3 protein-coding genes and 1 pseudogene are annotated in these 2335 nt (G+C 49.8%); 3 read left to right on the top strand and 1 reads right to left on the bottom strand.

Annotated elements, in window-relative coordinates; translation table 11 throughout:
• A pseudogene (locus lacNas_RS14100) lies at positions 1–280 on the bottom strand (ATP-dependent Clp protease ATP-binding subunit); the annotation flags it as partial.
• A gap of 157 nt (positions 281–437) precedes the next feature.
• Between lacNas_RS14100 and ykzS the strand changes: the two are divergent.
• The 3 genes from ykzS to ptsP all read left to right on the top strand — a co-directional run.
• On the top strand, positions 438–638 hold the full coding sequence (gene ykzS, locus lacNas_RS01270) for a protein YkzS (protein ID WP_201332009.1): 201 nt from the start codon (positions 438–440) through the stop codon (positions 636–638).
• A 107-nt stretch (positions 639–745) separates the two neighbouring features.
• Entirely contained in the window at positions 746–1012 is a 267-nt protein-coding gene (locus lacNas_RS01265) for a phosphocarrier protein HPr (RefSeq protein ID WP_003614073.1), read from the top strand.
• On the top strand, positions 1012–2335 hold a 1324-nt coding region (ptsP, locus tag lacNas_RS01260; RefSeq protein WP_201346518.1), incomplete at its 3' end, for a phosphoenolpyruvate--protein phosphotransferase. The genes lacNas_RS01265 and ptsP, both read left to right, overlap by 1 nt.

Genomic DNA, 2335 nt, shown 5'->3' with positions numbered 1-2335 from the left:
GGCCGCCGCCGGCGTTGTTGCCGCTGCCGCCGCGGCCCGGGTTTTGCCCGCCTTGGTTTGCATTGTTGTCACGGTTGCCGGCGCCGTTTGACCGCCCGTTCAAAGCGTTGAACAGGTCGTCAAAGTCGCCGAAAAAGTTGTCATTGTTCATTTGATTACCTTGTTGATTCCTTAATTCTTGGTAGCATTGCTGACATAAGTCAATTTCTTTGTTTTGGCCGTTGATCTTAGTGTAAAGATGTATCGAGGCTTGCCGCTGATGGCAGTTTTGACACAACATAAAAATACCGCCTTTCATCAAAGTTCTGCCTAGATTATAGAACTTAGCACTCTGATTAGTCAAGTGCTAAGACTCGGGGGAAAAATGCTTTTTTTCAGAGAGCTTCTTCCTTTAATTCGGGCGAAAAGTTGCGCTAAAATAAAAGCAGGAGGCAAATATGGACTATAGCGAAATTTTAGAGCAATTGGTTTCAGGAGACCGGCTTGAGTACCGGGTCGACCCGCAGGAGAACCCAGAAGCGGCTTTTGATTTTCAGCAAAGCCTGCGCAATTACGGAAAAAACAAGAAAATCACCGGCCGGGCCGGCCGCGGCGGGGTTATTATCTATACGTCGATAGACAATAAGCCCAAGTATTAATGAAAACATTTACAAATTAAGTTGTATTGACCTCGAAAACATGTTATTCTTTAAAGGAAACGGTACTTTGGTACCCAATTCTTGATTTTTAAAGGAGATAATTTACGATGGAAAAGAAAGAATTTCACATTATCGCTGAAACTGGTATTCACGCACGTCCAGCTACTTTGCTGGTACAAGCTGCTTCAAAGTTTGGTTCAGACATCAACCTTGAATACAACGGCAAGTCAGTTAACCTTAAGTCAATCATGGGCGTAATGTCATTGGGTGTCGGCCAAGGTGCAGACGTTACTATCAGCGCTGAAGGCGACGACGAAAAGGAAGCTATCGCAGCTGTTGCTGAAACTATGTCAAAAGAAGGTTTGGCTGAATAATGACTGAAACTTTGAAGGGTATCGCAGCCAGTGACGGTGTTGCCGTTGCTCCAGCCTACCTCCTGGTCGAACCGGACCTTTCCTTTGAAAAGAAGTCCGTTGCCGACGCGGAAGCTGAAGTAGCTCGTTTTGACAAGGCAGTTGCCGAATCACAAGCTGAATTGGAAAACATCCGCAAAGTTGCAGCCGAAAGCCTGGGCGAAGAAGAAGCGCAAGTCTTTGACGCGCACTTGATGTTCCTGTCTGACCCGGAATTCACCGGTCAAATCAGTGCCAAGATCAAGAGCGACGCTGTCAACAGTGAAGCTGCCTTGGACGAAGTTGCGCAAAACTTCATCACCATCTTCCAAAGCATGACCGACAACGCGTACATGCAAGAACGGGCTGCCGACGTTCGCGACGTCTCCAAGCGGATCATGGCTCACTTGCTCGGCAAGGAACTGCCTAACCTGGCAAGCATCGACCACGAAGTTGTTCTGGTCGCTGAAGACTTGACCCCAAGTGACACGGCGCAATTGAACAAGAAGTACGTTAAGGGCTTCGTAACTGACCTGGGCGGCCGGACCGCTCACTCAGCCATCATGGCCCGGTCTTTGGAAATTCCGGCTGTTGTCGGGACTGAAAAGATCACGACTTCAGTTGAAAACGGCCAAATGCTGATCGCCGACGGCCTTGACGGCGTTGCCATCGTTGAACCAAGCGATGAACAAGTAGCCGACTACCGCAAGAAGGGCGAAGACTTTGCCAAGCAAAAGGCTGAATGGCGGAAGCTGAAGGATGAACCTTCAGTAACTGCTGACGGCAAGCACTTCACGATTGCCGCCAACATTGGTACTCCAGACGACCTGGCTGGCGTTCTGGAAAACGGTGCCGAAGCAGTCGGCCTGTTCAGAACTGAATTCTTGTACATGAACTCAAGCGACTTCCCAACCGAAGAAGACCAGTTCGAAGCTTACAAGAAGGTTTTGGAAGGCATGAACGGCAAGCAGGTCATCATCAGAACCATGGACATCGGTGGCGACAAGCACCTGTCATACTGGGACCTGCCAGAAGAAATGAACCCGTTCCTGGGCATCCGGGCCGTTCGTCTGTCCTTGAAGAACAAGGAAATCTTCCGGACTCAGCTGCGCGCCTTGCTGAGAGCTTCCGCTTACGGCAAGCTGGGCATCATGTTCCCAATGATCGGTACTTTGGACGAACTTCACCAGGCCAAGGCTGTTCTGGCTGAAGAAAAGGACAAGCTGGTCAAGGAAGGCGTCAAGGTTGGCGACGACCTGCAAGTCGGCATGATGATCGAAGTTCCGGCAGCTGCCGTTTTGGCAG

The sequence above is a fragment of the Lactobacillus nasalidis genome (assembly GCF_016587775.1).
Classification (GTDB): domain Bacteria; phylum Bacillota; class Bacilli; order Lactobacillales; family Lactobacillaceae; genus Lactobacillus; species Lactobacillus nasalidis.
The sequence above is the reverse complement of the archived record's forward strand: the minus strand, read 5'-3'. Positions and strand labels throughout refer to the sequence as shown.